General features: G+C 72.7%; 22 protein-coding genes, 1 tRNA gene and 2 pseudogenes. 20 read left to right on the top strand and 5 right to left on the bottom strand.

The genetic code is table 11. The features are described from left to right. The first annotated feature begins 27 nt into the window (after nt 1-27). The 5 genes from rsmA to TPA0908_RS27920 all read left to right on the top strand — a co-directional run bounded on the left by rsmA (nt 28) and on the right by TPA0908_RS27920 (nt 4,932). Nucleotides 28-897, top strand: coding sequence for a 16S rRNA (adenine(1518)-N(6)/adenine(1519)-N(6))-dimethyltransferase RsmA (rsmA, locus tag TPA0908_RS27940; protein WP_281943015.1), 870 nt, complete (start codon nt 28-30; stop codon nt 895-897). Between the two features lie 84 nt (nt 898-981). Then, the gene (locus tag TPA0908_RS27935; RefSeq protein WP_281943014.1) at nt 982-1,935 is read left to right on the top strand and encodes a 4-(cytidine 5'-diphospho)-2-C-methyl-D-erythritol kinase; all 954 of its coding nucleotides are present in this window, start codon (nt 982-984) and stop codon (nt 1,933-1,935) included. Between the two features lie 66 nt (nt 1,936-2,001). Further along, entirely contained in the window at nt 2,002-3,801 is a 1,800-nt protein-coding gene (locus TPA0908_RS27930; protein ID WP_281943013.1) for an ABC-F family ATP-binding cassette domain-containing protein, read from the top strand. A gap of 85 nt (nt 3,802-3,886) precedes the next feature. Then, nucleotides 3,887-4,342 carry a DUF4383 domain-containing protein gene (locus tag TPA0908_RS27925; protein WP_281943012.1) on the top strand — a complete coding sequence of 152 codons (456 nt, stop codon included), beginning with the start codon at nt 3,887-3,889 and terminating at the stop codon, nt 4,340-4,342. A 116-nt stretch (nt 4,343-4,458) separates the two neighbouring features. Next, on the top strand, nt 4,459-4,932 hold the full coding sequence (locus TPA0908_RS27920) for a DUF4383 domain-containing protein (RefSeq protein WP_281943010.1): 474 nt from the start codon (nt 4,459-4,461) through the stop codon (nt 4,930-4,932). On the opposite strand, the gene TPA0908_RS27915 is transcribed toward TPA0908_RS27920, so the two are convergent. Next, complete coding sequence (locus TPA0908_RS27915) at nt 4,929-5,591, bottom strand: TetR/AcrR family transcriptional regulator (RefSeq protein ID WP_281943008.1); 663 nt, start codon at nt 5,589-5,591, stop codon at nt 4,929-4,931. The two genes, TPA0908_RS27920 and TPA0908_RS27915, sit on opposite strands and share 4 nt — an antisense overlap. A gap of 78 nt (nt 5,592-5,669) precedes the next feature. Between TPA0908_RS27915 and TPA0908_RS27910 the strand changes: the two genes are divergently transcribed. From TPA0908_RS27910 to cysN, 9 genes and pseudogenes are all read left to right on the top strand, one after another. Next, entirely contained in the window at nt 5,670-6,407 is a 738-nt protein-coding gene (locus TPA0908_RS27910) for a helix-turn-helix domain-containing protein (protein ID WP_281943006.1), read from the top strand. A 47-nt stretch (nt 6,408-6,454) separates the two neighbouring features. Then, nucleotides 6,455-6,525: transfer RNA gene (locus TPA0908_RS27905), tRNA-Gln, on the top strand. A 73-nt stretch (nt 6,526-6,598) separates the two neighbouring features. After that, nucleotides 6,599-8,122 (top strand): annotated as a pseudogene (gene glmU / locus TPA0908_RS27900) (bifunctional UDP-N-acetylglucosamine diphosphorylase/glucosamine-1-phosphate N-acetyltransferase GlmU); the annotation flags it as partial. A gap of 50 nt (nt 8,123-8,172) precedes the next feature. Continuing rightward, nucleotides 8,173-9,153: a ribose-phosphate diphosphokinase gene (locus tag TPA0908_RS27895; protein WP_107157145.1), complete on the top strand. Its 981-nt coding sequence runs from the start codon at nt 8,173-8,175 to the stop codon at nt 9,151-9,153. A 284-nt stretch (nt 9,154-9,437) separates the two neighbouring features. Next, a complete protein-coding gene (locus TPA0908_RS27890; protein ID WP_281943004.1) occupies nt 9,438-10,133 on the top strand; it encodes a 50S ribosomal protein L25/general stress protein Ctc in 696 nt (231 codons plus the stop codon). A 100-nt stretch (nt 10,134-10,233) separates the two neighbouring features. Beyond that, nucleotides 10,234-10,824, top strand: coding sequence for an aminoacyl-tRNA hydrolase (gene pth, locus TPA0908_RS27885; RefSeq protein ID WP_281943002.1), 591 nt, complete (start codon nt 10,234-10,236; stop codon nt 10,822-10,824). 74 nt (nt 10,825-10,898) lie between these two features. Then, a complete protein-coding gene (locus TPA0908_RS27880; protein ID WP_281943000.1) occupies nt 10,899-11,732 on the top strand; it encodes an inositol monophosphatase family protein in 834 nt (277 codons plus the stop codon). Nucleotides 11,733-11,811: 79 nt separating this feature from the next. After that, nucleotides 11,812-12,723, top strand: coding sequence for a sulfate adenylyltransferase subunit CysD (gene cysD / locus TPA0908_RS27875; RefSeq protein WP_281942998.1), 912 nt, complete (start codon nt 11,812-11,814; stop codon nt 12,721-12,723). Further along, complete coding sequence (cysN, locus tag TPA0908_RS27870; RefSeq protein WP_281942995.1) at nt 12,723-14,027, top strand: sulfate adenylyltransferase subunit CysN; 1,305 nt, start codon at nt 12,723-12,725, stop codon at nt 14,025-14,027. Before cysD ends, cysN begins: the two co-directional genes overlap by 1 nt. Before the next feature lie 58 nt (nt 14,028-14,085). Here cysN and galK read toward each other — a convergent pair whose 3' ends face one another. Continuing rightward, entirely contained in the window at nt 14,086-15,243 is a 1,158-nt protein-coding gene (galK, locus tag TPA0908_RS27865) for a galactokinase (RefSeq protein WP_281942994.1), read from the bottom strand. Continuing rightward, nucleotides 15,240-16,226: a UDP-glucose 4-epimerase GalE gene (gene galE, locus TPA0908_RS27860; protein WP_281942992.1), complete on the bottom strand. Its 987-nt coding sequence runs from the start codon at nt 16,224-16,226 to the stop codon at nt 15,240-15,242. The genes galK and galE overlap by 4 nt, the downstream gene beginning before the upstream one ends. Nucleotides 16,227-16,400: 174 nt before the next feature. Between galE and TPA0908_RS27855 the strand changes: the two genes are divergently transcribed. From TPA0908_RS27855 to TPA0908_RS27830, 6 genes and pseudogenes are all read left to right on the top strand, one after another. After that, nucleotides 16,401-17,417 carry a hemolysin family protein gene (locus tag TPA0908_RS27855; protein WP_281942990.1) on the top strand — a complete coding sequence of 339 codons (1,017 nt, stop codon included), beginning with the start codon at nt 16,401-16,403 and terminating at the stop codon, nt 17,415-17,417. A 33-nt stretch (nt 17,418-17,450) separates the two neighbouring features. After that, nucleotides 17,451-18,476: a tryptophan--tRNA ligase gene (gene trpS / locus TPA0908_RS27850; protein WP_281942988.1), complete on the top strand. Its 1,026-nt coding sequence runs from the start codon at nt 17,451-17,453 to the stop codon at nt 18,474-18,476. Between the two features lie 34 nt (nt 18,477-18,510). Further along, complete coding sequence (locus TPA0908_RS27845; protein WP_281943795.1) at nt 18,511-19,074, top strand: 2'-5' RNA ligase family protein; 564 nt, start codon at nt 18,511-18,513, stop codon at nt 19,072-19,074. Nucleotides 19,075-19,130: 56 nt separating this feature from the next. Then, nucleotides 19,131-20,072 (top strand): YihY/virulence factor BrkB family protein, encoded by a 942-nt coding sequence (locus TPA0908_RS27840; protein ID WP_281942986.1) that lies wholly within the window; start codon nt 19,131-19,133, stop codon nt 20,070-20,072. After that, nucleotides 20,069-20,440 (top strand): annotated as a pseudogene (locus tag TPA0908_RS27835) (GntR family transcriptional regulator); the annotation flags it as partial. The gene TPA0908_RS27840 and the pseudogene TPA0908_RS27835, both read left to right, overlap by 4 nt. Nucleotides 20,441-20,516: 76 nt before the next feature. Then, nucleotides 20,517-20,960: a hypothetical protein gene (locus tag TPA0908_RS27830; protein WP_281942984.1), complete on the top strand. Its 444-nt coding sequence runs from the start codon at nt 20,517-20,519 to the stop codon at nt 20,958-20,960. Between the two features lie 153 nt (nt 20,961-21,113). On the opposite strand, the gene TPA0908_RS27825 is transcribed toward TPA0908_RS27830, so the two are convergent. Both TPA0908_RS27825 and TPA0908_RS27820 read right to left on the bottom strand, forming a co-directional pair. Next, the gene (locus TPA0908_RS27825; protein WP_281942982.1) at nt 21,114-22,748 is read right to left on the bottom strand and encodes a glycoside hydrolase family 13 protein; all 1,635 of its coding nucleotides are present in this window, start codon (nt 22,746-22,748) and stop codon (nt 21,114-21,116) included. 183 nt (nt 22,749-22,931) lie between these two features. Next, on the bottom strand, nt 22,932-23,999 hold the full coding sequence (locus tag TPA0908_RS27820) for a LacI family DNA-binding transcriptional regulator (protein WP_281942980.1): 1,068 nt from the start codon (nt 23,997-23,999) through the stop codon (nt 22,932-22,934). Nucleotides 24,000-24,012: the final 13 nt, after the last annotated feature.

Raw genomic sequence — 24,012 nt, 5'->3', positions numbered from 1 at the left:
AATGGGCGGACGCTTACGCTACGGGGCGTGACCGGACTCCTCGGCCCGGCGGAGATCCGGGAACTCGCCGCGCGGCTCGGCGTCACGCCGACCAAGAAACTCGGCCAGAACTTCGTGCACGACCCGAACACGGTGCGCCGGATCGTCACCACCGCCGGGCTGGCCCCGGACGACGTGGCGCTGGAGGTCGGCCCCGGGCTCGGCTCGCTCACCCTGGCGCTGCTGCCGGTCGCCGCGCACGTGCACGCCGTGGAACTCGACCCGGCGCTCGCCGCCGCGCTGCCCGGCACCGCCGACCGGTTCGCCGGCCCGGACGCCGCCCGGCTCACCGTGCACCCCGCCGACGCGCTGCGGGTCACCGCCGCCGACCTGGGCGACCCGGCCCCCACCGCGCTGGTGGCGAACCTGCCCTACAACGTGGCCGTGCCGGTGGTGCTGCACCTGCTCGCCGAGCTGCCCACGCTGCGGCACGGCCTGGTGATGGTGCAGAAGGAGGTCGCCGACCGGCTCGTCGCCGGTCCCGGCTCCAAGGTGTACGGCATCCCCTCGGTCAAGCTCGCCTGGTACGCCCGCGCCCGCGCCGCCGGCAAGGTCCCGCCGAACGTGTTCTGGCCGGTGCCCAACGTCGACTCCGGCCTGGTCGCGTTCACCCGGCGCGAGCCGCCCCGACCCGACGTACCCCGCAGGGCGGTCTTCGCGGTCGTCGACGCCGCGTTCGCCCAGCGCCGCAAGACGCTGCGCGCCGCGCTGGCCGGCTGGGCCGGCGGCGCGGACCGGGCCGCCGCCGCGCTCACCGCCGCCGGCGTGGACCCGGGCGCCCGCGGCGAGTCGCTCACCGTCGAGCAGTTCGCCGCCATCGCCGCGTCGGCCCCGGACGGCTCCGCCGGGGCCCAGTAGGCTGGCGCCGTTGCCCGACCCCGCCGAGGAGCTGACCGTGCAGAAGCCGTTCGACACCCGCCTGCGCCCACGGGAGCTCCCCCGGTGACCGAGGCCTGGCGACCGGAGGACGAGGACGGGCAGCGGCGCGGCTCCAGCGGCCCGGTCAGGGTGCGGGTGCCCGCCAAGGTCAACCTGCACCTCGGGGTGGGACCGCTGCGGCGGGACGGCTACCACGAGCTGAACACCATCTACCACGCGATCTCCATCTACGACGAGCTGACCGCCCGCCGCGGCGACACGCTCGCGCTCACCATGGAGGGCGAGGGCGCCGGCGAGCTGGCCCTGGACGACACCAACCTGGTGCTGCGCGCCGCGCACGCCCTCGCCGGCTACGCCGGGGTCGCCCCGTACGCCCGGCTGCACCTGCGCAAGCACATCCCGCTCGCCGGCGGGCTGGCCGGCGGCAGCGCCGACGCCGCCGCCGCGCTGGTCGCCTGCGACGCGCTCTGGGGCACCGGCCTGTCCCGCGACGAACTGGCCGGCATCGCCGCCGACCTCGGCTCCGACGTGCCGTTCCTGATCCACGGCGGCACCGCGCTCGGCACCGGCCGGGGCGAGGCGGTCAGCCCGGTGCTGGCGCGCCCCACCTCCTGGCACTGGGTGGTGGCCATCGCCGACGGCGGCCTCTCCACCCCGGCCGCCTATCGCGAACTGGACCGGCTGCGCGACACCGGGGCCGCCGGCGCGCCGCTGGGCAGCACCGACGCGCTGCTCGGCGCGCTGCGCCAGCGGGACCCGCGAGTGCTCGCCGCCACGCTCGGCAACGACCTCCAGGACGCCGCGCTGGCCATGCGCCCGGCGCTGGCCGGGACGCTCAAGGCCGGCGAGGCCGCCGGCGCGCTCGCCGGCATCGTCTCCGGCTCCGGGCCCACCTGCGTGTTCCTCGCCGCCGACGCCGCCGACGCGGAGCGGATCGCCGACGAGCTGACCGCCGCCGGCGTGTGCCGGGAGGCGCGGGTCGCGCACGGGCCCGTGCACGGCGCCCGCATCGTCTGACGCCCCGTACCCTTGACTCAGGCGTCCCGGACCCCGGGGCGCCTGAGTCGTGTGAAAGGTGAGCCAGTGGCCAACATCGTCAACCTGGACCGGGTGTCCAAGGGGTACGGCGCCGCCGGGCCGCTGCTCACCGACGTCTCGCTCGGCCTCGACGACGCCGACCGGATCGGCGTGGTCGGTCTCAACGGCGCCGGCAAGTCGACGCTGCTGCGGATGCTCACCCGCACCGAGGAACCCGACGACGGCCGGGTCACCCACCGCCGCGACCTGCGGGTCGCCTGGCTGCCGCAGCGCCTCGACCTGGCCGGAGACCTCACCGTGCGGGACGTCGTGCTCGGCACCGCGTGGCTCGGCGAGAGCATGGGCGCCGAGCACGAATGGGCCGGCGACGCGGGCGTCCGGGCCATCCTCGACGGCCTCGGCATGCCCCACCTCGGCCTCGACGCCGCGGTCGGCACCATGTCCGGCGGGGAACGCCGCCGGGTCGCGCTCGCCGCGCTGCTGGTCCGCGACGCCGACCTGCTCGTCCTCGACGAGCCCACCAACCACCTCGACGTCGGCGGCGTCGACTGGCTGGCCCGGCACCTGGTCACCCGCAAGGGCGCGCTGGTCGTGGTCACCCACGACCGCTGGTTCCTCGACGCCGTCTGCACCACCACCTGGGAGGTCGCCGACCGGACCGTCCGGGCGTACGAGGGCGGCTTCGCCGCGTGGACGCTGGCCCGCGTCGAGCGGCAGCGGATCGCCGCCGCCACCGAGGCCCGCCGGCAGAACCTGCTCCGCAAGGAGATCGCCTGGCTGCGGCGGGGACCGCCGGCGCGGACCTCCAAGCCCAAGTTCCGCATCGACGCCGCGAACGCGCTCATCGCCGACGTGCCGGAACCGCGCGACACCATGTCGCTGCAACGGCTCGCCACCGCCCGGCTCGGCAAGCAGGTGTACGACCTGGAGCACGTCACCCTGCACGCCGGCCCGAAGGAGATCCTGCGCGACACCACCTGGCAGGTCGGCCCCGGTGACCGGATCGCGATCCTCGGCCGCAACGGCGCCGGCAAGACCACGCTGCTGCGGCTGCTCGCCGGCGTGACCCGCGCCGACGGCGGGCGCTTCGCCGCCGGGCAGACCGTGCGGCCGGCGTTCCTCTCCCAGGAACTCGCCGAACTCCCCGGCCACCTGCGCGTGCTGGAAGCCGTCGAGGAGGTGGCCCGCCGGGTGCAGTTCGGCGACCGGGAGATCAGCGCGTCCCAGCTCGCCGAGATCTTCGGCTTCGACGACCGGCGGCTCTGGACGCCGGTGAGCGACCTGTCCGGCGGCGAGCGCCGCCGCCTCCAGATGCTGCGCCTGCTGGCCGGCGAGCCCAACGTGTTGCTGCTCGACGAGCCCACCAACGACCTGGACACCGACACGCTCGCCGCGCTGGAGGACCTGCTCGACTCGTGGCCCGGCACCATCGTGGTGGCCAGCCACGACCGCTACCTGATCGAGCGGGTCACCGACGTCGCGTACGGCATGTTCGGCGACGGGCGGCTCGTGCACCTGCCCGGCGGCATCGACGAATACCTGGCCCGGGCCGCCGCGGCCGGTGGCCCGGCGCCCGCCGACCTCACCCCGGGCACGGCCGCGCCGGCCCGCGACGGGCTGTCCGCCGCCGAGGTACGCACCGCGAAGAAGGAACTCAACCGGCTGGAACGGCAGATCGCCAAGCTCGAACAGAAGGAGGCGGGCCTGCACGAGCAACTCGCCGCCAACGCCACCGACTACGCCCGCGTCGCCGAGCTGGACGCCCAGCTCAAGGAGGTGCGGGCCGAGCGGGACCGCACCGAGGAGACCTGGTTGGCGCTGGCCGAGGAGCTGCCCGCCGGCTGAGGCGTGGGGGGTGTGCGGCGTCACTGACCGCCGTACGGGACAATCACCGAGGAACCCTCATCCGAACGGTCTTGGAGACGCTGAGATGGCCCACACCCCCGTCAACCACCCCGCGCGGCCGATCTACCGGGCGATCGGCGGGCTCGTTGGTCTGTACTTCGTCGTCTTCGGCGGCCTCGGCATCATCGCCAGCGCCGGCAACGACTTCTTCGCCCAGGACGACACCAGGGTGCTCGGCCAGGGCACCAACATGGGCTTCTCGCTGCTGTCGATCCTGATCGGCGCGGTGATCCTGGTCGGCACCGCGATCGGCCGCAACCTCGACGTGGCGGTCAACCAGTGGCTGGCGTACACGCTCATGGTCATCGGCCTGGCCGCGCTGGCGTTCCTCCAGACGGACGCCAACGTCCTCAACTTCTCGATCATGACCGTCGTCGTGGTCCTGACGCTGTCGCTGGTCCTGCTGGTGGCCGGCATGTACGGCAAGGTCGGCACCGACGACGAGCACGAGGCCTGGCAGAAGGCCCGCCTGGTGCTCTGATCCCGATCCATCCCGAAGGCCCGGCGTCCGCGCCGGGCCTTCGGCGTTTCCCGGTACGGAACCGGACGCCCCGGGGGACAATTGCCCCGAATCAGTCTCCACGGCTGGAGGGCACCATGGCGCACTTCCCGGTGAACCACCCCGCGCGACCGCTCTACCGGGTGCTGTCCGGGCTGATCGGCCTCTACATCCTGGCCTTCGGCGTCTGGGGCGTGTTCGAGACCTGGGGCGACGGGCTGTTCAGCCGGCAGGACACCTACGCCCTCGGGCTGCGCACCAACCTGGCCTTCTCGCTGGTCTCGGTGGTCTTCGGCGCGGTCCTGATCATCGGCGCGTCCCGCCGGAACAACCTCGGGCACTACATGAACCTCACCGCCGGCGCGGTCTTCCTGGTCACCGGCATCCTGATGATGGCCGTGCTCCAGACCCCGGCGAACTTCCTGAACTTCTCGATGTCCACCGTCATCGTGTCGCTGCTGTTCGGGCTGATCCTGCTCGCCACCGGGCTCTACGACAAGGTCGGGCCGCCCGAGCACGCCGAGGAGGAGCGCCGCCGTCGCTACCACCCGCTCGCCGAGGGCAACCGCTAACCCTGGATCGGCCCCGGCTTCGACTCCAGGTGCGACAGGCCGTTCCAGGCCAGGTTCACCAGGTGCGCCGCCACCGTCTCCTTGCGCGGCCTGCGCACCTCCAGCCACCAGCGCCCGGTCAACGCCACCATGCCCACCAGCGCCTGCGAGTAGAGCTCGGCCAGCTTCGGGTCGTACCCCCGGCTGGAGAACTCCGCGCCGAGGATGTGCTCCACCTGGTGTGCGACGTCGTTCATCACGCTGCTGAAGTTGCCCGTCGCCGACATCAGTGGCGACTCCCGGACCAGCACCCGGAAGCCGCTGGTCTCCTCCTCGATGTAGGTCAGCAGCGTCAACGCGGCCTGCTCCAACAGCTCGCGCGGATGGCCCGCGGTCAGCGCCGTGGTGATCCGGTCCAGCAGCGAGCGGACCTCCCGGTCCACCACCACCGCGTAGAGCCCCTCCTTGCCGCCGAAGTGCTCGTAGACCACCGGCTTGGAGACCTTGGCCCGCGACGCCACCTCCTCGATCGAGGTGGCGTCGAACCCGCGCTCGGCGAAGATCTGCCGGGCGATCGAGATCAACTGCTCGCGCCGCTGCGCCGCGGACATCCGCACCCGGGGCTTGGCCGCCGGGACGGCCCGCCGGCGAGCGCGGTCGCTGCCGGGAACGTCGGTCACCCACCCCATCCTGCCAGGCGCGGTCCGCACCGGCCGACCGGCGGCACATTGTCGTACACCTGTTCTAAGTTGGGGTGCGTGGTGGCCCGCGACGAACCTCCCGACCCGCCGACCTATCGCGGGTGGAAGCCGGAGTTGTACGCCGAAGCGCTCGCGTTGCGGCGATCCGGCTCCCCTGTGGGGGAGATCGCGGAGCGGCTCCGGGTGTCCAAGTCGACGGCCTACCTCTGGACGCGGCATCTGCCGCTGGATCCCGAGGTGGTGAGCCGGCGGCGCCGAGTCGCCCAACGGGCCCGTTCCGACGCCCAGTGGGCGGCACATCGCGCGGCTCGCGACGCGGCCCGCGCGGAGGGGGTCGCGGCGGCTGCCGGATGGGTGCGGCGGCTGGATCGACGCGAACTCCTGCTGGTCGGTGCGGCGATCTACTGGTGCGAGGGTGGAAAGGCCAAGCCGTGGCGCCCACACGACTGCCGGATCACGTTCGTCAACAGTGATCCCCTGCTGGTCGGGCTCTTCCTGCGCTTCCTGGACGCCGTCGAGGTGCCGCCCGACGACCGTCGGTTCCGCGTCAGCATCCACGAGACGGCGGACGCCGCCGCCGCGGTCCGGTGGTGGGCGGCGCGGGTCGGGGTGCCGGCGGAGCGTTTCCAGCGCACCACGATCAAGAAACATCGCCCGAGGACCACCCGTAAGAACGTCGGCGCCGGTTACCGCGGTTGCCTGACCGTGTACGTGGTGGGCGGCAGTCGGCTCTACTGGCGGATCGAGGGGATCATGAAAGGAATGAGCAATGAAGATCCACCTCTCGACCGGTAAGGTGTAGACAGCCGCCGGGCAGCGTCCTTTCTGCCCGTTTTCGACCATCCCGGGTCGTCTAATGGCAGGACGTCAGGTTTTGGTCCTGATTATAGGGGTTCGAATCCTCTCCCGGGAGCTTCTGCTCTTTGCCCTTCGTCGCGTGGTTAGCATGACCGCGAGACTGTCGCCGTCCCGACGGGAGCCACGTCGTGTCCCAGCCCCACCTCCGCACCGTTGTCGTGCTCGCCGCCGGTGAGGGCAAGCGGATGAAGTCGTCCCTGCCCAAGGTGCTGCACCCCTTGCTCGGCCGGACCCTGCTCGGTCACGTCCTGGCCGCGGCCGGGCCGCTCGGCGCGGACCGCACCGTGGTGGTGGTCGGCCACGGCGCCGACCAGGTGCGGGCGCACCTGACCGAGGTGGCCCCGGCCGCCACGCCGGTGCTCCAGGAGCGCCAGCTCGGCACCGGGCACGCGGTCCGCATCGCGCTGGACGCGGTGCCGGACGCGGCCGGCACCGTCGTGGTGATCAACGGCGACGTGCCGCTGCTGCGGCCGGAGACCGTCGGGGCCCTGGTCGAGGCACACGAGGACGCCGCCGCCGCGGCGACCGTGCTGGCCGCCGAGGTGCCGGACCCGACCGGCCTGGGCCGGATCGTGCGGGACACGGACGGGCGGTTGGCGCAGATCGTCGAGGAGCGCGACGCCACGCCGCAGCAGCGTGCGCTGCGGGAGATCAACGCGGGCATCTACGCGTTCGACGCGGTCCGGCTCCGGGAGGCGCTGGGCAAGCTCTCCTCCGACAACGACCAGGGTGAGGAGTACCTCACCGACGTCTTCGCGTTGCTCCGGGACGCGGGCGAGCCGGTGGCGGTGCACCGGGCGGCCGACCATGTGGAGACGCTGGGCTGCAACGACCGGGTGGAGCTGGCCGGGTTGCGCCGGCTGCTGCGTGACCGGGTCAACGAGGGCTGGATGCGTACCGGCGTGAGCCTCCTCGACCCGCACACCACCTGGATCGACGTGACGGTGACGCTGGAGCGGGACGCGGTGGTCGACCAGAACACCCAGTTGCGGGGTGCCACCACGGTCGGCGCGGGCGCGTCGGTCGGCCCGGACACCACGCTCGTCGACACCACGGTGGGCGAGGGCGCGAGCGTGGTGCGCAGCCACGCGGTGGGCGCCGAGGTGGGCCCGCAGGCCAGCGTCGGCCCGTACGCGTACCTGCGGCCGGAGTCGCGGCTGGCCCGCAAGGCGAAGGTCGGCACGTTCGTGGAGACCAAGAAGGCGACGATCGGTGAGGGCTCGAAGGTGCCTCACCTGTCGTACGTGGGGGACGCGACGATCGGCGACCACAGCAACATCGGCGCCGCCACGGTGTTCGTCAACTACGACGGGGTGCACAAGCACCACACCACGATCGGCAGTCACGCGCGTACCGGGGCGGACAACATGTTCGTGGCCCCGGTGCGGGTGGGCGACGGCGCGTACACCGCGGCCGGTTCGGTGATCACCGGTGACGTGCCGCCGGGCGCGATGGCGGTGGCGCGCGGTCAGCAGCGCAACGTGGAGGGCTGGGTGCTGCGCAAGCGGGCCGGCACGGCGGCGGCGGACGCGGCCCGGCAGGCCCGCGACGGCGAGGCCGGGGCGGGCGGGGCCGCAAGCGAAGGTGACTGAATCCACGGGGACCGCCGGGCGGTGGGTGGACCGGTGAACCCGGGGGATACTGCAACCGAACAGTCCCCGGCCGCGCCGGGCACCACCGACATACGGGAGCAGACGGGCCCATGGGCAGCATCGTCGCCGAGAACCGCAAGAGCCTGATGCTCTTCTCCGGGAGGGGTTTTCCGGAGCTGGCCAAGGAGATCGGTGAGGTGCTCGGCGTCGCGCCGACGCCCGCCGACGCCTACGAGTTCGCCAACGGTGAGATCTTCGTACGGTTCAAGGACTCGGTCCGTGGTTCGGACGCCTTCGTGGTGCAGTCCGTGACGCACGGGGTCAACACGTGGGTCATGGAGACCCTGATCATGGTGGACGCGCTGAAGCGTGGTTCGGCCAAGCGGATCACCGTGGTGTTGCCGTTCTACCCCTACTCGCGGCAGGACAAGAAGCACCGGGGTCGGGAGCCGATCTCGGCGCGGCTGGTGGCCGACCTGCTGAAGACCGCGGGCGCGAACCGGATCCTGACCGTGGACCTGCACACCGCGCAGATCCAGGGCTTCTTCGACGGCCCGGTGGACCACCTGTTCGCGATGGACGTGCTCGCCGAGTACGTGGAGCACAAGTACGCGGGCCGGCCGATGACGGTGGTGGCGCCGGATTCGGGCCGGGTGCGGGTGGCGGAGCGCTGGACGGACCGGCTGGGTGGTTGCCCGCTGGCGTTCATCCACAAGACCCGGGACCCGTTGAAGCCGAACCAGGTGGTGGCGAACCGCGTGGTGGGTGAGGTCGAGGGCCGGGTGTGCCTGATCGTGGACGACATGATCGACACCGGTGGCACGATCTCCAAGGCGGCGGACATCCTGAAGGAGTCCGGGGCGGCGGAGATCGTGGTCGCGTCGACGCACGCGCTGCTGTCGGACCCGGCGACGGAGCGGTTGAAGAACAGCCCGATCAGCGAGGTCGTGGTGACGAACACGCTGCCGTTGCCGCCGGAGAAGCAGCTCGACAAGCTGACCGTGCTGTCGATCGCCCCGCTGCTGGCGCGGGCGATCCGGGAGGTCTTCGACGACGGTTCGGTGACCACCCTGTTCGGTGGCCTGAGCTGACCGTGGGGTCCGGTCGCCGGCGTGGTCCGGCGGCCGGGCCGTTGCGCTGCGGACCGGCCGGCGTGGTGATAGTGGGGGACTGCCGGCGGGTGCGGAATTCGCTCGGGTAGACTAATCCGGTTGCCACGGCGAGGGTGCCCGGCGGGCTGCTGAAAGCACCGCACGGAGGCGCCGTCATCGACGCGGTGCTCCGGGCGGTCGTTCATGACCTTGAGCCCCAGCGAGCCCCTCGCCCAGCACCGCCAGACGACAAGCCGCCGCAGCGAAGTATCAGGAGTTTCCCCGTGTCCGAGGTAAAGATCAGCGCCGAGCCCCGTACCGAGTTCGGCAAGGGTGGTGCCCGTCGTACCCGCCGGGCCGGCAAGGTGCCCGCCGTGCTTTACGGCCACGGCGAGAAGCCCAAGCACATCGCGCTCCCGGCGCGGGAGTTCGCCGCCGCGATCCGTAAGGGCGGCGCGAACCAGCTCTTCGCGATCGAGGTCAGTGACGGCACCCAGGTGCTGGCGCTGCCGAAGGCGATCCAGCGCGACCCGATCAAGGACTCCTTCGAGCACGTGGACCTGCTGCTGGTCCGCCGGGGCGAGAAGGTCACCGTCGAGGTCCCCGTCCAGCTGACCGGTGAGGCCGCGAAGGACACCCTGATCGTGCACGACCACGACACGCTCTCGGTGACCGCCGACGCCACCAAGGTGCCGGACCACCTGGAGGCGTCGATCGAGGGCGCCGAGCCGGGCACCACGATCACCGCCGCCGACGTCGAGCTGCCGTCCGGCGTCGAGCTGGCCACCGACGAGGAGACCGCTGTCGCCTCGGTGACCGCCGCCCCGACCGCCGAGCAGCTCGAGGCCACCCTCCCCGAGGTCGAGGTGGCCACCGAGGAGGCCGAGGCCGAGACCGGCGAGGAGACCGCCGAGTCGCCGGAGGGCGCTCCGGCCGCCGAGGGCGAGGAGGCCCCGGCCGAGGCGAAGACCGAGGCCTGATCGGTCCGCAGGTTGTGCGACAGGCGTCCCCGGCTTCCGGGGGCGCCTGTCGGCGTATCGGGGCGGGTCGTCGGGGAAGCGAGCGGGAAGGGGCGTCGGGGTGACGGACGAGGCGGGGCCGTGGCTGGTGGTCGGCCTGGGTAACCCCGGTCGGGAGTACGCGGCCAACCGGCACAACGTCGGGTTCATGGTGGCCGACCTGCTGGCGGCGCGGGTGGGTGCGAAGTTCGGGCGGCACAAGCGGGCGATGGCCGAGGCCGCCGAGGGGCGGTTGGGGTTCGGCGGCCCGAAGCTGGTGCTGCTGAAGCCGCTCACCTACATGAACCTCTCCGGTGGGCCGGTGGCCGGGCTGGCGCAGTTCCACAAGATCCCCCCGGCGCGGGTGATCGCGGTGCACGACGAGCTGGACATCGGCTACGGGCAGGTGCGGGTGAAGTGCGGCGGCGGCGAGGGCGGCCACAACGGGCTGCGGTCGATGTCGAAGTCGCTCGGTACGAAGGACTACGTCCGGGTGCGGTTCGGCATCGGGCGGCCACCGGGCCGGCAGGACCCGGCCGACTACGTACTCTCGGATTTTTCCGCCGCGGAGCGCAAGGAGTTGGAGTTCCTGGTCGACCGCGCGGCGGACGTGGTGGAGTCGGTGGTCACCAAGGGTGTGGAGCCGACGCAGAACCTGTACCACGGGGCTTGACCGGCTCCCGGAGTGCCGGCCGGTAGTCTGCGCCTCGCGACGTGAGCGGGGCCGGCGACGGGAGCGGTGACACCATGGGCAGTCCTCCGATGATCGACGGCGCGTTCGCCCGCTGGTTGGCGTCGCGGGCGGGGCAGGCGTTGACGGACCTGCGCGCGGAGTTGGGTTTCGCGGACGCCGGGGCGCTGACGTCGGCCGGCGACAAGGTCGCGCACGACCTGATCCGGACCGAGCTGGCCCGGTGGCGCCCGGCGGACGCGGTGTTGTCGGAGGAGGACGAGGGCTCGCGGCTGGCCTGGACGGCCGAGGTGAGCCGGGAGGCGATGTCCCGGCTGACCGCCGACCGGGTGTGGATCATCGATCCGCTGGACGGCACCCGGGAGTACGCGGAGGAGGGGCGTGCCGACTGGGCGGTGCACGTGGCGCTCTGGTCGCGGCACGCGCCCACGCCGCACGGTCTGGTGGCGGGCGCGGTGGGTCTGCCGGCGCAGCACCGGGTGCTGGGCACGGACCACCCGCCGGCGTACCCGCCGATGACGGTGGAGGCGGCCACGGCCGGCGACGCACGGACCGTCCGATTGGCGGTCAGTCGTAGCCGTCCGCCGGTTTTCCTGACCGATCTGGCAGCGGACGTCGGCGCTCATCTGGTTCCGATGGGCTCGGCGGGTGCGAAGATCGCCGCGGTGGTGACCGGCGAGGTCGACGCGTACATCCATGCCGGCGGCCAGTACGAGTGGGACTCGGCCGCTCCGGTCGCTGTGGCGACGGCCACCGGACTGCACGCTTCCCGGATCGACGGTTCTGCGCTGAAATACAACGAGGCCGACCCGCGCCTACCCGATCTGCTGGTCTGCCGCAAGGATCTCGCGAGTCGGTTGCTTGCGGCGTTGCAGCGTCATTCCGGGTAACCTGAGCGTTCTTCTTCACGACTCCGACCGGAAAGGTCTGGAATCCGATGTACGGATCCGAGCGAATCGAGTTCGTGTCATGACGTCCCCCGCCGCGTACCAGGTGTCGCACCTCGACGCGCTCGAGGCGGAGAGCATCTTCGTGATGCGCGAGGTCGTCGCCGAGATGGAGCGGCCGGTCCTGCTCTTCTCCGGTGGCAAGGACTCGATCGTGATGCTCCGGTTGGCGCAGAAGGCGTTCGCGCCGGCCAACATTCCGTTCCCGGTGATGCACGTGGACACCGGGCACAACTTCCCCGAGGTGCTCGAGTACCGCGATCAGCGGGTCGCCGAGCTGGGCCTGCACCTCATCGTGGCCAGCGTGCCGGAGGCGCTGACCAAGGGCATGGTCCGCGAGTCGGCGGACGGCATGCGCAACCGCATCCAGACCCCGGTGCTGCTCGACGCGGTGGAGAAGCACCGCTTCGACGCGCTGTTCGGCGGCGCCCGGCGGGACGAGGAGAAGGCCCGGGCCAAGGAGCGGGTGTTCAGCTTCCGCGACGAGTTCGGCCAGTGGGACCCGAAGAACCAGCGCCCGGAGCTGTGGTCGCTGTACAACGGCCGGCACCACCCCGGCGAGTCGATCCGGGTGTTCCCGCTCTCCAACTGGACCGAGCTGGACGTCTGGCACTACATCGCCCGGGAGCGGATCCCGCTGCCGGCGATCTACTTCGCGCACGAGCGCGAGGTGATCGAGCGCGACGGCATGTTCTACGCGGTCAACGAGTTCTTCCGGGCCCGCGCCGGTGAGCAGCCGTTCAAGGCCCAGGTGCGGTACCGGACCGTGGGTGACGCCTCCTGCACCGCGGCGGTCCGTTCGGACGCCGACACGGTGGAGAAGGTGATCGAGGAAGTGGGCGCCACCCGGATCACCGAGCGCGGCGCGACCCGCGGCGACGACCGGGTCAGCGAGGCCGCCATGGAGGACCGCAAGCGAGAGGGCTACTTCTGATGAGTGTCGACACCTGGGCGCCGGCCGATGGTGAGACCGCCGCACGGCCGATGGACCTGCTGCGGTTCGCCACCGCCGGCAGCGTCGACGACGGCAAGTCGACCCTGATCGGCCGGCTGCTGTACGACACGAAGTCGCTCTTCAGCGACCAACTCGCCGCGGTCGAGGCGGTCAGCGCGGCGCGGGGCGACGAATACACCAACCTGGCGCTGCTCACCGACGGCCTGCGCGCCGAGCGGGAGCAGGGCATCACCATCGACGTGGCGTACCGCTACTTCGCCACGCCGCGGCGGAAGTTCATCATCGCCGACACGCCGGGGCACACCCAGTACACCCGGAACATGGTCACCGGCGCCTCCACCGCCGACCTGGCGCTGATCCTGGTGGACGCGCGCAAGGGCCTGGTGGAGCAGTCCCGCCGGCACGCGTTCCTCTGCTCGCTGCTGCGGGTGCCGCACCTGGTCCTGTGCGTCAACAAGATGGACCTGGTCGACTGGTCGCAGGAGGTCTTCGAGCGGATCGCCGACGAGTTCACCGCGTTCGCGGCGAAGCTCGACGCGCCGGACCTGACCGTGGTGCCGATCTCCGCGCTGCGCGGTGACAACATCGTCACCCGTTCCGAGAACATGCCCTGGTACGAGGGACCGTCGCTGCTGCACCACCTGGAGCGGGTGCACATCGCGTCGGACCGCAACCTGGTCGACGTGCGGTTCCCGGTGCAGTACGTGATCCGGCCGCAGTCCACCACCGTCACCGACTACCGGGGTTACGCCGGCCAGGTGGCCTCCGGCGTGCTCAAGCCGGGCGACGAGGTGATGGTGCTGCCGTCCGGCTTCACCAGCCGGATCGCCGCGGTGGAGACCGCCGACGGCCCGGTGGAGGAGGCGTTCCCGCCGATGTCGGTGACGGTCCGGCTGACCGACGAGATCGACATCTCCCGGGGTGACCTGATCTGCCGGCCGAACAACGCCCCGATGGTCGCGCAGGACATCGAGGCGATGGTCTGCTGGATGGACGAGAGCCGGCCGTTGCAGGTCGGCGGCCGGTACGCGATCAAGCACACCACCCGTTCGGCGCGGACGATCGTGCGGGAGCTGCACTACCGGCTGGACGTCAACTCGTTGCACCGGGACGAGACGGCGGCCGAGCTGAAGCTGAACGAGATCGGCCGGGTCCGGCTGCGCACCACGGTGCCGCTGCTCGCCGACGAGTACCGCCGCAACCGCACCACGGGCGGCTTCGTCATCATCGACGAGGCCACGAACCGTACGGTAGGCGCCGGCATGATCGTCGAGGCCGCCTGACGTTCTCGGGTGAGATGGGGCCCCTTCTCGACGCCAGGCGTTAGGAAGGGGCCCCTCCTTACAGCCGGGTGACGCCGGGGGCGGGGCGGGCGGTCAGGGTGTGGGGGGCGGTGAAGCCGCGGTCGGCGTACGCGGCTGTGACGGCGGCGGCCACCTCCTCGGCGGCGTCCGCGTCGACCAGGGCGAGCACGCAGCCGCCGAACCCGCCGCCGGTCATCCGCGCGCCGTACGCGCCGGCCGCGAGCGCCGCCTCGACCGCGGTGTCGATCTCCGGAACGGTGATCTCGAAGTCGTCGCGCATCGAGGTGTGCGAGGCGGTCAGCAGCGGACCGGTCTCCCGGACCCGGTCGGCGCGCAGCAAGGCGACGGTGTCGAGCACCCGCTGGTTCTCGGTGACCACGTGCCGGACCCGGCGCCGCGTCTCGTCGTCGTCGAGGCGGGCCAGCGCCGCGTCGAGACCGTCGCTGGGCACGTCGCGCAGCGCGGTCACGCCGAGCGTCGCGGCGGCCCGTTCGCAGCTCCTGCGCCGGGCCGCGTACTCGCCGTCGGCGTGCCGGTGCGGCGCGCGGGAGTCGATCACCAGCACGGCCAGCCCGGCCGCGCCCAGGTCGAACGGGATCTGCTCGACCTCCTCGGTGCGGCAGTCGAGGAAGAGCGCGTGACCGGCCCGGCCCCGGACGACCACGGACTGGTCCATGATCCCGGTGGGCGCGCCGACGTACTCGTTCTCGGCGCGTTGGGCGAGCCGGGGCCAGCGGTCGGCGGGCAGGTCGAGCCCACCGAGGTCGACAAGCGCGGCCAGCACCGCCGCCTCGATGGCGGCCGACGAGGAGAGGCCGGAGCCGACCGGCACGTCGGAGGCGATGGCGAGCCGCGCGCCGGGGACGTCGAGGCCGGCGGCCCGCAGCGCCCACACCACGCCGGCCACGTAGGCGGCCCAGCCGTCGACCCGGCCGGGCTCGTCGGCCTCCGCGGCGCCGAACTCGACCGGCTGCTCGTCCAGCTCCGACCAGACCGTCCAGCGCGCGTCCGGGCCGGGCGCCGCGGCGACCACGGTACGCAGCGGCAGCGCGAAGGGCAGCACGAAGCCGTCGTTGTAGTCGGTGTGCTCGCCGATCAGGTTGACCCGCCCGGGAGCCGCCCAGTGGCCGGCCGGCTCGGCGGCGTACCGCTGCCGAAAGCCTTCGGTGGCGCGGTCCGCGACGTCGCCACTCACGAGGTGGGCCCGGTGCGGTGGTCGCGGTAGAACGCCCAGGCGTCGCCGACCATGTCGTGCAGGGTCGGCTTCTCCGGCACCCAGCCCAGCTCGTCGCGGGCCAGCGCGGACGACGCGACCAGCTCGGCGGGGTCTCCCTCGCGGCGTGGCGCCACCTCGACCGGCACCGGGTGGCCGGTGACCTCGCGGACCACGTCGACGACCTGGCGGTTGGTGAAGCCGTTGCCGTTGCCCAGGTTGTAGATCCGGTGCCGGCCTCCGGTGGCGGCGTCGAGCGCGAGCAGGTGGGCGCGGGCGAGGTCCTCGACGTGGATGTAGTCGCGGACGCAGGTGCCGTCGACGGTGGGGTAGTCGTCGCCGAAGAGTTGGAGCTTCTCGCGCCGGCCGGCCGCCACGTCGAGCGCGATCGGGATGAGGTGCGTCTCCGGGTCGTGCCGTTCGCCGATCGCCGTCCCGTCGCGCAGGTACGCCCCGGCGACGTTGAAGTAGCGCAGCGAGACGGCGCCCAGCTCGTGCGCGACCGCCTCGGAGGTGAGCACCATGTCGACGGCCAGCTTGGTCGCCCCGTACGTGTTGGTGGGCGCCTTGACGGCGGTCTCCGGGATGGGCAGCTCGGTGGGGTTGCCGTAGACGGCGGCGGTCGAGGAGAAGACCATCCGGGGCACCCGGGCGGCGCGGACGGCGTCGATCAGGGCGATCGAGCCGACGGTGTTGGTGTGCCAGTAGAGCTCGGGGCGGAGCATCGACTCGCCGGCGGCGATCAGGGCGGCGAAGTGCAGCACGCCGTCGAACCCGGCGTCGGGGGTGAGCACCCGGGCGGCCTCGTGCACCGGCAGGTCGACGTGGGTGGCGTCGGGGGCGAGCGCCTCGCGGTGGCCGGTGCGCAGGTCGTCCAGCACGGTCACCTGGTGGCCGTGGTCGAGCAGCATCCGGGTCACCACGCTGCCGATGTAGCCGGCGCCGCCGGTGACGAGCAGTTTCACGTCGATCCTCCTGCCTGGCCGCGTCCGTGTCGGCCGTTTGTGATCACCCTACGGCCGGCGGCCACGGCGCGGCGGGTCGAGTGAGTGTTACTCCATTCCACCACGATCCACCAGGATTGAACAGATCCGCACATCGGGCCGGGCTGGCGCCGGTCGCTGTCTACCATGCTTGTCATGCGGGAAGCGGGTGGTCCCGGGCCCCGGCGGCGACCGTCGGGGCGGCCCCGACGCGAATCCGGCCCGCTGGCCCGGGCCGTGGCCCGGCTCGTGGTGCGGGCCGCCGACGGCGCCACCCGGGTGGTGACCGACCTGCTCGGGGCGAGCCCCACCGCCGGGCGGGAACGGATCAGCGAGGCCGACCTGCGCGATCTCGTCGCCGCCAACACGCTGCTCGACCCGGACGAACGCCGGATCATCGACGAGGTGCTGGTGGCCGGCGCGCGGCTGGTCCGCGAGGTGATGGTGCCCCGCACCGAGGTGGTCTTCCTCGCCGCCGGCCTGCCGGTGGCCGAGGCGCAGCGGCTGGTGCGGGCCGACCCGCACACCCGCTATCCGGTGGTGGACGGTACGCACGACGACGTCGTCGGCCTGGTGCACCTGCGGGACGTGCTGCTGCGCCCGGAGCCGGCCGGCCGGGTCGTGGTCGGCGCGCTGGCCCGCGAGGTGAAGCGGCTGCCGGGCAGCAAACGGGTGCTGGCGGCGCTGACCGAGATGCGTCGGGAAGGGCACCACCTGGCCGTCGTGGTCGACGAGTACGGCGGCACCGCCGGCATCGTCACCTGCGAGGACCTGGTGGAGGAGTTGGTCGGGGAGATCCGCGACGGACGCCACGGCCCGCCCGATCCGGGGCCCGCCGGCCTGCCCGCCGTGGTCGACGGCGGGCTCAACCTGGCCGACTTCGCCGAACGCACCGGGGTGCCGCTGCCCGCCGGCCCGTACGAGACGGTCGGCGGGTACGTGATGGCCGCGCTGGGCCGCCTGCCGGTGGTCGGCGACGAGGTGCCGGTGCGGGACGACCCGGCCGACGGGCCGGATGCCGCCGATCCGGAGGGCTGGCTACTGCGGGTGCTGGCGCTCGACGGCCGGCGGGTGTCCCGCCTGGCGGTCTCCGTACGCCGGCTGCCCGAGCCCCGGCGCGAGGTCAGCGGCCCGTGCCCGCCCGTGCCCGCCCGACCCGCCGGCCCGTCATGACGGACCCGGGGGCTTGCTGACAGAATTGCCGCCATGTCCGACGTACCCGCCCGCCCGCGCGTCTTCTCCGGCATCCAGCCGACGGCCGACTCGTTCCACCTCGGGAACTACCTGGGCGCGCTGCGGCACTGGGTGGCGCTGCAGGACAGCCACGACGCGTTCTACTGCGTCGTCGACCTGCACGCGATCACCGCGGGGCACGACCCCCAGGTGCTCAGGCAGCGCACCCGGGTGGCCGCCGCGCAGCTCCTCGCGCTCGGCATCGACCCGGAACGCAGCACCCTGTTCGTCCAGTCGCAGCTGCCCGAGCACCCGCAGCTCGCCTGGGTGCTCGGCTGCATCACCGGGTTCGGCGAGGCCGGCCGGATGACCCAGTTCAAGGACAAGGCGCAGAAGCAGGGCAGTGACCGGGCCAGCGTCGGCCTGTTCACCTACCCGATCCTCCAGGCCGCCGACATCCTGCTCTACCAGGCGCACGCGGTGCCGGTCGGCGAGGACCAGCGGCAGCACCTGGAGCTCTCCCGTGACCTGGCGCAGCGGTTCAACTCGCTGTTCGGCCCCACCTTCCGGGTGCCGGTGCCGCACATCGTGAAGGACACCGCCAAGATCGTCGATCTCCAGGACCCCACCGCCAAGATGTCGAAGTCGTTCTCCGCCCCGGCCGGCATCATCGACCTGCTGGAGGACCCGGCCCGCTCGGCCAAGAAGATCCGCTCGGCGGTCACCGACACCGGCCGCGAGATCGTCTTCGACGCGGAGGGGAAGCCGGGCATCTCCAACCTGCTCACCATCTACTCCGCGCTCTCCGGACGCGGCATCGACGACCTGGTCGCCGCGTACGACGGCCGGGGCTACGGCGACCTCAAGAAGGACCTCGCCGAGGTGGTGCGGGAGTTCGTCACCCCGATCCAGGAGCGCACCAACGGCTACCTGGACGACCCGGCCCAGCTCGACAAGCTGCTCGCGCGGGGCGCGGAGAAGGCCCGGGCGGTGGCGGTCGACACGCTGCGCACCGCGTACGAACGGGTCGGGTTCCTCCCCCCGGTGCGGTCCGCGTAGCGGCGGGCGGGGAACGGTGACGGTGAGCGGAGGGATGGCGCGCAACGTGGCGGGCAGTGACGCAGCGCCGGGCGGCGAGGACACGATCCAGATCGGGATCGCGGTCGACGTGCCCGAGCCGTGGGGCGGGCTGCTCACCCGCCGCCGGGTCTCCGCCGGCGACCCGCAGGCCGTCCCGGCGCACGTCACCCTGCTCGGGCCCACCGAGATCCCGGTACGCGCGCTGCCCGCGGTCGAGGAGCACCTGAGCCGGGTGGCCGCCACGCACCTGCCGTTCACGCTGCACCTGCGCGGCACCGGCACGTTCCGCCCGGTCACCCAGGTGGTCTTCGTGACGGTGGCGGCCGGGATCAGCGAGTGCGAGCTGCTCGCCGCCGCCATCAACTCGGCTCCGGAGCTGCACCGCGAGGCCCGCTTCCCGTACCACCCGCACGTCACCGTGGCCCAGGACGTGCCGCCCGAGGTGCTCGACAAGGCGTACGAGGACCTGGCCGACTTCTCCGCGCTGTTCGAGGTGGAGGCGTTCACGCTCTTCTCGCACAGCGGGGCGACCCGGTGGCAGCCCCGTCGCGACTTCCGGCTCGGCGGCCCGCGCTGAACACCCGGCCGGCCGGGCCGCCTCCGCCGAGGGCGACGATCGGCGAGGATGGCGGGGTGAACGTCTTCGGCCGGATCGAGGCGGCGGTCGGGCGTCGGATCGACGCGGCCCGCGGTCGCTCGTCCGCCTTCGACCACGTCTGGCTGGCCGGGACGCTCTACGCCGACCTGCTCGCCGGGCGGCTCGCCGCCGCCATCGCCTACTACGGCTTCTTCGCCGTGTTCGCGCTCGCCCTGGTCGCGTACTGGATCTTCGGCGCGGTGCTGCGGGACAACGAGGACGTCAGCCGCGCGGCGGCCGAGTTCCTCCGGGAGAACCTGCCCTTTGTCGACCCGGCGCAGATCGCCGAGAGCAGCAACACCGTCGGCGTGGTCGGCCTGATCATCCTGGTCTTCACCGGGATCGGCTGGGTGGAGGCGATCCGCTCGTCGCAGCGCCTGATGTACGGCCTCAACCAGCAGCCCGGCAACCTGGTGGTGCGCCACCTGGTCGACCTCGGCGTGCTGGTCGCGGTCTTCGTGCTGCTGTTCGTCTCGGTCGCCGCCGTCGACGCGCTGGAGTCGCTGCTGCGCTTCCTGCTGCGCAGCACCGGCTCGGTCGGCCTGACCACGGTCAGCGCGGTGCTGAGCGTGCTGGTCAACGCCGTGCTCGCCGCCGCGCTGCTGTTGGCCGTGCCCCGGCTGCGGATGAGCCGCCGCCGGTTGCGCCCGGCGGTGCTGACCGTCGCGATCGGGATCACGCTGCTCAACACCGTGGGGCGCTACTACGTGGTGCGCACCGAGCGGAATCCGGCGTACACGGTGGTGGCGACCGCCGTGGGCCTGCTGCTCTACCTCTACCTGCTCAACCAGATGGTGCTCTTCGGCGCCGCGCTCGCCGCCACCAGCCGGTACGGCCGGGTGGTCGACCTGGCCGAGGGCGGTGCGCGGGAGGTGGACGTGGAGGCCGACGTGCTGGACGAGGAGACCGATCCGGGCACCCCGGGCGGCGGGGGATGAGCCCGCGGATCCGGGTGGACGCGGAGTCGGCGACACCCCCGTACGAGCAGGTGCGCGCCCAGCTCGCGAGCGCCGTCGGCGACGGACGGCTGCCGGTGGGCACCCGGCTCCCCGCGGTCCGGCAGCTCGCCGCCGACCTGGGGCTGGCGGTGAACACGGTGGCGCGGGCCTACCGCGAGTTGGAGGCCGCCGGGCTGGTGCAGACCCGGGGCCGGCACGGCACGGTGGTGGCGCCCGGGCGCGACGACGCCACCGACCGGCTGCACCGGGCCGCGGCCGACTACGCCGCCGAGGCGCGTCGCCTGGGGGTGCCGCCGGAGCGGGCGGTCGCCCTGGTCCGGGCGGCGCTGGACGCCGGTACGCGTGGCCCAGCGCGGTCGCCTGAGCGGGGAGAGTCGGGGGATTGCGGTCCCCGGGCGGGCGCGGAACGACAATGATGGGCCGGTGGGCGCACTCGTGACACTGGACCTGCCGGACGACTCGCCGATGCTCGGCCTGCCCTGGATCATCACGTTCGGTCCGCTGGCCGCCGACGACGAGTGGGAGCCCGTGGTCTGCGGCCCGTACGAGCGACCGCACGCGCTGGCGCTGGCCGAGGCGGTGGTGGCCGAGGAGCAGTTGATGGCGGTCGTGGAGCCGTTGCTGCCGGCGCTGACGCCGGAGGAGATCCGCGGTGAGATCGCCGCCGCGCAGATCGCCGCCGAGGACGAGGCGGCCGAGGCCGACCAGGCGGATCTCTACGGCGACTTCGAGGACGTCATCGACGACGAGCTGGAGTTGGCCGCCGAACGCCAGCCGGAGCCGCAACCGGCGGAGCCGCCGGACGCCGACGAGGTCCGCGCCGGCTTCGCCCGGATCGCCGCGCTGCTCACCGCCAAGGGCAGTTGACCACCGGCGCGGTGCCCCGAACGGACGCCGGCCCCCGGGAGCGGACTCCCGGGGGCCGATGTCACCTCACCCCCCACCACAAGGGGTCGGCAGCCCAGCCGCCCGTCGGCGCGGAGCACAACGGACGACCAGGTCATTGGCGGGTTACCCGGCTCAGCGCCGTTCGAACCACGCAGCCGCGTCCACCGGCAGGACGTGCCCGTCGCCCCGCTCGGTGAGATCGGCGCTGGCGACGAGCGGCCGGCCGAAGCCGGCGACCGTCACGTCCGCGCCGCTGAGGTTGACCACGCAGGTCAGCTCCGTGTCCCCGGCGGCCCGACGGAACGCCAGCACGCCGGGTTCGGTCTCCAGCCAGGTGATGCCGCCGAGGCCGGCCAGCGCCGGGTGCGTGCCCCGGACCCGCAGCGCCGCCCGGTACAGCTCCAGCGTCGAGCCGGGCACCCCGGTCTGGGCGGCGACCGAGAGGGCCCGCCAGGTCGCCGGCGCCGGCAGCCAGCTCAGTTCGCTGCCGTCCGGCCCGAAGCCGTACGGGGCCAGCTCGCCGCTCCACGGGATCGGCACCCGGCAGCCGTCCCGGCTCTCGCCGGTGCGCAGGAACGACGGGTCCTGGCGCAGCTCGTCGGGGAGGTCCAGCACCTCCGGCAGGCCCAGTTCCTCGCCCTGGTAGACGTAGGCGCAGCCGGGCAGCGCGAACATCAGCAGCGCGGCGGCCCGGGCGCGGCGCAGGCCGACCTCGCCGTCGCCGTACCGGGTGACGTGGCGCTGCTTGTCGTGGTTGGAGAGCACCCAGGTGGTCGGCGCGCCGACGATTGTCGACTCGGCCAGCGCGGTGTCGATCACCTTGCGGAACGAGTCGGCTGACCAGGTGGCTTCCAGGAAGTCGAAGCTGAACGCCTGGTGCAGCTCATCCGGGCCGATGTAGCGGGCCAGCCGCTGCGGCGTCTCGGCCCACGCCTCGGCGACCGCCATCCGGCCGCCCGGGTAGCTGTCCAGGATCGGCCGCCAGGCGCGGTAGATGTCGTGCACCTCGTCCTGGTCGAAGTAGGGCAGCCGGCCCTTGCCGAGCAGATCCGACTGGCGCTGCCCGGTGGTCATCGTGCTGAAGCCGACGTCCGGCAGGCCCTCGGCCTTGATCATTCCGTGTGCCACGTCGATCCGGAAGCCGTCGACGCCGCGGTCCAGCCAGAAGCGCAGGACGTCCTCGAACTCGGCGCGTACCTCGGGGTGGCGCCAGTTCAGGTCGGGCTGGGCCGGGTCGAACAGGTGCAGGTACCACTGGCCGTCGACCACCCGGGTCCAGGCCGGGCCGCCGAAGATGCTCTCCCAGTCGTTCGGGGGCAGCTCGCCCTGCTCGCCCTTGCCGTCGGCGAACAGGTAGCGCTCGCGCTCCGGGGAACCCGGGCCGGCGGCGAGCGCCGCGGCGAACCAGGGGTGCGCGCTGGAGGTGTGGTTCGGCACCAGGTCGACGATGATCCGCAGGCCCAGCGCGTGCGCGTCGGTGATCATCTCGTCGAAGTCGGTGAGGTTGCCGAAGAGCGGGTCGACGTCGCGGTAGTCGGCCACGTCGTAGCCGGCGTCGACCTGCGGGGAGGTGTAGAACGGCGTGAGCCAGAGCGCGTCCACGCCCAGCTCGCGCAGGTAGGGCAGGCGCCCCCGGATGCCCTGGAGGTCACCGACGCCGTCGGAGTTCGCGTCCGCGAAGCTGCGGACGTAGACCTGGTAGACGACCGCGGACCGCCACCAGTCGTCGTCGGTGGCCGGTGGCGTGGGGGTGGGGGCGGAGGTCATCGGTGGCGATCCCGTTCTGTGGCGGCGCAGGGGGTGTCTGAGCAGAATGCCGCGTCGGCGCTGCAAGAGTCAAGCATTCCTTGCGCAAGAAATGACGCCGATCACCCGCCCCACCAGGGCGGTCACCCGTCCGCACCTCTCCCAGATCCCGAGACGCCCGCGCCGGGGCCGGGCGGGACGGGGTCAGGCGGGGACGGGAAGGGTGGGGGTGGGGCGTTGGCGTTTGGGGGTGGGGGCGGGGCGGGCGACCGCGGTGGAGCCGCGCACCACCAACTCCGGGCGGAACAGGTACTCGGAGTTCGGGGACGGGTGCCCGTTGATCTCGTCGACCAGGGCGCGTACGGCGGCCACCGCCATGGCCGCGACCGGCTGGCGCACCGTGGTCAGCGGCGGATCGGTGAAGGCCATCAGCGGCGAGTCGTCGTAACCGACCACCGAGACGTCCTCGGGGACGGAGCGGCCGCGTTGCCGGGCCGCCCGGATCGCGCCGAGCGCCATCAGGTCCGAGCCGCAGACCAGGCCGGTAACCCCGCGCTCGATGAGCCGGCCGGCGGCGGCCTCGCCACCCTCCACGCCGAACAGGGACAGCTCGGTCAGCTCGGTCAGGTCGTCGTCGGAGATGTCGGTGAGGCGCCGCATCGCGGCCTTGTAGCCGGCGACCTTGCGCTGCACCGGGACGAACCGGTCCGGGCCGGTGATCAGGCCGATCCGCCGGTGCCCGAGCGCGACCAGGTGGGCGACCGCGAGTTCGGCGGACTCCCGGTCGTCGCAGGAGACGAACGGCGCGGGGATGCCCGGCGCGTACCCATTGATCATGACGACCGGCAGCGGCCGGGCGAGCAGCGTGCGGTACCGGTCGTGGTCGGCGGCGGTGTCGGCGTGCAGGCCGGAGACGAAGACGATGCCGGAGACCTGCCGGTCCAGCAGCATCTCGACGTACTCGTCCTCGCGGACGCCGCCGGGGGTCTGGGTGCACAGCACCGGCGTGTAGCCGGTGGGCGCCAGCGCGGACTCGATGATCTGGGCGAACGCCGGGAAGATCGGGTTGTCCAGCTCGGGCACGACCAGGCCGACCAACCCGGCGCTGCGCTTGCGCAGGCGGGCCGGTCGTTCGTAGCCGAGTACGTCGAGGGCGGTGAGGACGGCCTGCCGGGTCTCCGGGGCCACTCCGGGGCGGTCGTTGAGCACCCGCGACACCGTGGCCTCGCTGACTTCGGCCTGTTGGGCGATGTCGGACAGTCGAGCGCGCATGGCGGCACTTTAG

The sequence above is a fragment of the Micromonospora sp. AKA38 genome (assembly GCF_027925725.1).
Lineage (GTDB): Bacteria > Actinomycetota > Actinomycetes > Mycobacteriales > Micromonosporaceae > Micromonospora.
The sequence above is the reverse complement of the archived record's forward strand: the minus strand, read 5'-3'. Positions and strand labels throughout refer to the sequence as shown.